This window comes from Serratia sp. PL7 (assembly GCF_945957435.1).
Genome location: NZ_CAMFLB010000067.1, coordinates 1 through 4841 on the forward strand (window position 1 = coordinate 1; position 4841 = coordinate 4841).

Consider the following 4841-nt stretch of genomic DNA (forward strand, 5'->3'; position numbering starts at 1 on the left):
TTTTTCTGTAGAATTTTGGGATGGAGCAGGACTATTCATCACTCGCTTCGCATCCTTCGGGCCGGCTGCGCCTTGCGCTGCACAGCTCGAACCTTGCCGAAGGCTTTCGCCCTCTCCTCCCGCCATCAACCGCTGCGGTATTTATCGCATCTCAGTTAATCGCCGAAGGCAAGATTTGGTGGTGGGGGAAGGATTCGAACCTTCGAAGTCTGTGACGGCAGATTTACAGTCTGCTCCCTTTGGCCGCTCGGGAACCCCACCAGATTTTAACTACTTGTGACTTGAATGGTGCCGGCTACCGGAATCGAACTGGTGACCTACTGATTACAAGTCAGTTGCTCTACCTACTGAGCTAAGCCGGCATCAAGTGCAGCGCATTCTAGGTAGAGCGGACGGCCTATGCAACAAAAAAATTACTTTACGCGCACTTTCGCTCACAAATCAGTCAATTTTGCATGCTGTCATGCAATTCGCAGCCTGCGGCGTGCAAACATTCATCACTTGCGGCAATCATTCTCTACAATTTTATCCACTTTTTGCAAGCATTGAGAGCCCCTTTCTCCGTGTCGGGCTTCTCAAAACACGTAACCTGCGTCGGTAAACCGTGAGCGGGATCGATGCACCAAAAAGAGGATCGCTGCCCAGGTTCGTGGCGTGAACTACACTTATTGCTCGCTCTTTCGCCGTGGCTATGCCTTTCGTCGTTCTGGCGCAGTTATTGCTTATCTTCATTACCCCCATCTCTGGAGGAATGACCGATGAAAATAGTGCCTATCAACGCCGCTACGCTCCCGATTTATCGCGATGAATTGGCTCGCCTGTTGACCGATGCGGTCACCCACGGTGCTTCAGTGGGCTACGACACCTTAATCCCGCATGAAGACGCCGAGAGTTACTTCCACAGCCTGCGTCCCGCCTTGGCCAAAAGCGAGCTGCTATTGTGGATTGCCCGCGACGAACGCGGCGTCGTTGGCACCGTGCAACTCGAGCTCTGCCAGAAACCGAATGGCCGTAATCGTGCGGAGGTGGTGAAGCTATTGGTGCATAGCCGCGCTCGCCGCAACGGCGTAGGTCTGGCGCTGATGAAGACGTTGGAGCAGGCGGCACTGCAACAGCAGCGCGGGCTATTGTACCTGGATACGCAGGCTGGCTCAGCGGCTGAAGCGCTTTATCGTAGCCTGGGTTATCGCTGTTTGGGCGAGCTACCGGATTATGCAGCGGGCCCCGATGGGCATTATCATCCGACCGTCATTTATTACAAACGTCTATTCACCGTAAACCAACCTTCGCGCGCCATTGCCTGCTAGCCTTCAAGCGGTATCCGGCCCCGATGATACCGCCTTGCAACCCCGCCTTATCAACTGCGCGCCGCTTCGCACAATTGACATAAACTGCTGCCTATCGACAACTTTTGCGAAAAAAGTCTACGCCAAAAACGAAGCTGTCTATAATATGCAGCTTGTTTATTCTCTGGAGTTGGCGTCCGGCGCCTTTCCCAACCTGCGTTAACAGGCAGAATTTGGCTTATGATAAAAAGAGATCAATCTTTAGCAACGCCTTACCTACAGTTCGATCGTACCCAATGGGCTGCGTTGCGAGATTCGGTGCCGCTGACGTTATCGGAAGAAGAGATCGTTAAGCTGAAAGGGATTAACGAAGATCTCTCGTTGGAAGAAGTTGCGCAGATTTATCTGCCGCTGTCACGACTATTGAACTTCTATATCAGTTCCAACCTGCGCCGACAGGCGGTGCTCGAGCAATTCCTCGGCACCGACGGGCAAAAAATTCCCTATGTCATCGGCATCGCCGGCAGCGTAGCCGTAGGTAAGAGCACGACCGCACGTCTGTTGCAGGCGTTGCTGAGCCGCTGGCCGGAACACCGCAGCGTTGAGTTGATCACGACCGACGGCTTCTTGCATCCTAATAAGGTGCTGAACGAACGCGGCCTGATGAAGAAAAAAGGCTTCCCGCAGTCTTACGATATGCATAGCCTGGTGAAATTCGTGTCAGAAGTGAAATCCGGCGCCAAACGCGTTACCGCTCCGGTTTATTCTCATTTAATCTATGACGTTGTACCTGAGGGTAATAAAGTCATCGAGCAACCGGATATTCTGATCCTGGAAGGGCTTAACGTATTGCAAAGCGGTATGGATTACCCGCACGATCCTCATCGCGTATTCGTTTCCGATTTTGTCGACTTCTCCATATATGTCGATGCCCCGGAGACGCTATTGCAAAGCTGGTATATCAATCGTTTCCTGAAATTCCGTCAGGGCGCATTTTCCAATCCCGATTCTTATTTCCATAACTATTCAAAATTGCCGGAACCGGAAGCGATTAATATCGCTACACAATTGTGGAATGAAATTAACGGCTTGAATTTGCAGCAGAATATACTACCTACCCGCGAACGCGCCAGCCTGATCATGACCAAAAGCGCCAACCATGCCGTTGAAAGCGTGCGCTTAAGAAAGTAAGACTACCGATCGCTCAAGGGGACGGTAACGTCCCCTTGGTTGCGCTCGCTATTCTGCACTGCGCAGCGATATCTCTCCGCCGATAAAGGGTTTGATCTCCCCATCTTGTTCCAGCAGCAGTGCCCCCTGCGAATCGATGCCTCGTGCGATCCCTACAATCTGCCGCTCACCAATCAGCAGTTTGACCGGTCTGTCGATAAAATTATCCAACGTGCGCCAACGACCAATGAATGGCCCCAGCCCATCTATCTCGAATTGTTTTAACGACTGCCGCAATTCATTGAGCAAAGTAGCAGTCAGCTCATTACGATCGATGTTAATGCCGGCTTCTTGCAGGTTGATCCAACCTTGGTTGATCCCCCCGGCATTGGTATCCCGCATCGCCAAATTAATGCCAGCACCGATGACCAACTGAGCCGCATCGCCAGTTTTTCCTGTCAACTCGACCAGGATCCCTGCCAATTTGCGATCATTCAGGTAGAGGTCGTTGGGCCATTTTACTCGCACGTCTTTAGCACCAAGGCGCTGCAAGACCTCCGCCATCACCATGCCGATCACCAGGCTCAGCCCCATCGCCGCAGCTGGCCCCTGTTCCAATCGCCAAAACATCGACAGGTATAAATTGGCGCCAAACGGCGAAATCCACTGGCGCCCACGACGACCGCGGCCAGCCAGTTGATACTCAGCGATGCAGGCGTCGCCAGATTGTAGTGTTTCGATACGATCCAGCAAATATTGATTGGTAGAGTCGACTACCGGCAACACGGTAACGCGTTTGTCGTCCAACCCTTTTAGAATGCGTTCCGCCTCCAATAGCGGCATGGGGGCAGGCAAGCTGTACCCTTTGCCAGGCACGGTAAAGACATCCAGCCCCCACTCGCGAATGGTTTGAATATGCTTATTGATCGCAGCACGGCTCATGCCGAGTGACTCACCGAGGTGTTCCCCGGAATGGAATTCGCCGTCGGCCAACAACGCGATCAGTTTTAACGGAACCTTGGTATCTTTCATGACAGCACCGCCACGGCATTCAGCTCACCGGTCGCGCCAATAAAGCGCACCTCAGGCTCCAACCACACACCGAATTTATCGGCCACCGTCTTGCGTACGTGGCGCGCCAGCGCCACCACATCCTGGCTGTGGGCATTGTCGATGTTCACCAGCACCAGCGCCTGCTGGCGGTGTACCGCAGCACCACCGATGCGATATCCTTTCAGCTCGCATTGGTCGATAAGCCAGCCGGCGGCCAGCTTCACCTGACCATCCTGCTGCGGATAATGCGGCATGCCAGGATATTTGGCGACGAGTTCTGCGGCTTTCTCTGCGTTCACCAAAGGATTCTTGAAGAAGCTGCCGGCATTGCCGGTTTCGCGCGGATCGGGCAGCTTGCTGCGACGCATAGCACATACGGATTCAAATACCTGAAGCGGCGTCACCGTGGTGGGCTCCAGCTTGGCCAGATCGCCGTAACTCAATTTGGGTTGCCACTGTTTGTTGAGACGCAGACCCAGCCCGACAATGACATGCCCAGTTTGGAAACGGTGCTTGAAAATGCTTTCCCGGTAGCCAAAACCACACTCGGCAGCCGGGATGCGATCGATAGCGCCGGTAGAGAAGTCCAGCAAATCGACATACTCGCAGACGTCTTTCAATTCGACGCCGTAGGCGCCGATGTTCTGAATAGGGGCGGAACCGGCCAATCCAGGGATCAACGCCAGGTTTTCCAGGCCGCAGATCCCAGCCTGCAGCGTATATTGCACCAGGTCATGCCAATTTTCACCGGAGCTGACGTGGAGATACCAGGCATCGTTATCTTCTCGAACATCGATACCCTTCAACTGATTGACCATTACCGTGCCCGAGAAATCCTCCAGGAACAGCACGTTGCTACCTTCACCGAGAATCAGCAGCGGCTCCTGACGCTTGCGCGTTTGTTGCCACACCTTGAGCATCAGCTCAATTCTATCGGCCATGATCAGGTGCGCTGCGTTGACCGGGAGCGCAAACGTATTGTGGTTTTTTAAAGACGCGCTTTCAGTAGACATAACGTTCAGTACCTATACGGAAATAATCTTTCGCCTAGTCTACTCGATTCGAGGCGTCTGGCTAATATTTGTTTTAATTAACGTGAAATTTATCGAATAATACACTAAAGAATTAAGATTTATCTTTGATATAGCCAGATATTTCTTATCAACACATTAATAAATAGGCATTTTTATTATTTAAATAATAATCTGAAGCTATCAATTATATATTAATCTGGCTATTTCTCCGGCAAAAAAACATTATGATTCCTTATAAGAATAAGCTACATATGCCAAAAAGGTATTTTTCAAAGTAATAGATACAGTCAGGATATTT

Annotated in this window: 4 protein-coding genes, 2 tRNA genes and 1 other RNA gene; 2 read left to right on the forward strand and 5 right to left on the reverse strand. The window is 51.7% G+C overall.

From position 1 onward, the window contains the following. Positions 1-14 precede the first annotated feature (14 nt). The 3 genes from N6G83_RS53860 to N6G83_RS53870 form a co-directional block, all read right to left on the reverse strand. A non-coding RNA gene (locus tag N6G83_RS53860) (RtT sRNA) lies at positions 15-130 on the reverse strand. A 46-nt stretch (positions 131-176) separates the two neighbouring features. Continuing rightward, positions 177-261, reverse strand: a tRNA-Tyr gene (locus N6G83_RS53865). Between the two features lie 25 nt (positions 262-286). Next, positions 287-362: transfer RNA gene (locus tag N6G83_RS53870), tRNA-Thr, on the reverse strand. Positions 363-758: 396 nt separating this feature from the next. Between N6G83_RS53870 and N6G83_RS53875 the strand changes: the two genes are divergently transcribed. Together N6G83_RS53875 and coaA are read left to right on the forward strand one after the other, a co-directional pair. Further along, positions 759-1307 carry a GNAT family N-acetyltransferase gene (locus tag N6G83_RS53875; protein WP_025304937.1) on the forward strand — a complete coding sequence of 183 codons (549 nt, stop codon included), beginning with the start codon at positions 759-761 and terminating at the stop codon, positions 1305-1307. A gap of 219 nt (positions 1308-1526) precedes the next feature. Then, positions 1527-2477 carry a type I pantothenate kinase gene (coaA, locus tag N6G83_RS53880; RefSeq protein WP_025304936.1) on the forward strand — a complete coding sequence of 317 codons (951 nt, stop codon included), beginning with the start codon at positions 1527-1529 and terminating at the stop codon, positions 2475-2477. Positions 2478-2525: 48 nt separating this feature from the next. Here coaA and birA read toward each other — a convergent pair whose 3' ends face one another. Next, the gene (gene birA, locus N6G83_RS53885) at positions 2526-3488 is read right to left on the reverse strand and encodes a bifunctional biotin--[acetyl-CoA-carboxylase] ligase/biotin operon repressor BirA (protein WP_025304935.1); all 963 of its coding nucleotides are present in this window, start codon (positions 3486-3488) and stop codon (positions 2526-2528) included. Then, complete coding sequence (gene murB / locus N6G83_RS53890; RefSeq protein ID WP_025304934.1) at positions 3485-4522, reverse strand: UDP-N-acetylmuramate dehydrogenase; 1038 nt, start codon at positions 4520-4522, stop codon at positions 3485-3487. Before murB ends, birA begins: the two co-directional genes overlap by 4 nt. Positions 4523-4841 lie beyond the last annotated feature (319 nt).

What these genes read in the sequence shown, in the direction of transcription:
- N6G83_RS53875 (WP_025304937.1), top strand. Translation starts at nt 759, where the DNA reads ATGAAAATAGTGCCTATCAACGCCGCTACGCTCCCGATTTATCGCGAT.
- coaA (WP_025304936.1), top strand. Translation starts at nt 1,527, where the DNA reads ATGATAAAAAGAGATCAATCTTTAGCAACGCCTTACCTACAGTTCGAT.
- birA (WP_025304935.1), bottom strand. Translation starts at nt 3,488, where the DNA reads ATGAAAGATACCAAGGTTCCGTTAAAACTGATCGCGTTGTTGGCCGAC.
- murB (WP_025304934.1), bottom strand. Translation starts at nt 4,522, where the DNA reads ATGTCTACTGAAAGCGCGTCTTTAAAAAACCACAATACGTTTGCGCTC.